This is a genomic window from Kitasatospora sp. NRRL B-11411 (genome assembly GCF_000721345.1).
Lineage (GTDB): Bacteria > Actinomycetota > Actinomycetes > Streptomycetales > Streptomycetaceae > Kitasatospora > Kitasatospora cineracea.
In genome coordinates, this window is record NZ_JOGH01000311.1 from 1 (window position 1) to 500 (window position 500).

Annotated in this window: 1 pseudogene; it reads right to left on the reverse strand. The window is 73.8% G+C overall.

Annotated features, from left to right (window positions below):
- Positions 1-500, reverse strand: a pseudogene (locus IH44_RS0140105) (hypothetical protein); the annotation flags it as partial.

A 500-nucleotide genomic window follows, 5' to 3' on the forward strand; every position in this document is an offset into this window, starting at 1 on the left:
GGGGGGAACGGTGCTGTGGTGGTCAGGGTGCGGGCGAGGGTGACGGTTTCGGTGTAGGTGACGGCGTCGCGGGCCAGGGGGGTCCAGGAGCCGGTCATGGGCTGGGTGCCGGGGTTGGCGTGTTGGAGGAGTCGTCGGCGGTGTTGCCAGCGGGCGGTGAGGGTGGGATGGGTGGAGTGGTCGTGCCAGCGGGTGGTGATCGTGGTGGCCCAGGTCCATGCGTCCGTGGTGTCTGGGTGGCGTCGTAGGCGCTGGTGGTTCGTGTGGGCGTGGGTGAGTTCGGGGAGCGCGGCGGTACTGAGGCTGTGGTGGGGGCCGGCGGCCCAGCGGTGGTGCCGGGGGCAGAGCCGGGCGTGGGCGGACAGGTAGGCCAGGGCGTGGCCGGTGGTGTCGTGGGTGCGGCGCAGGGTGCAGGTGGGGCAGGTCCGCGCGGGTGCCTCGTGGGTATCGAGCCTGCGCCAGAGGGCGTGGCCGCTGGTATGGCCGGGGCGGGCGGGGAC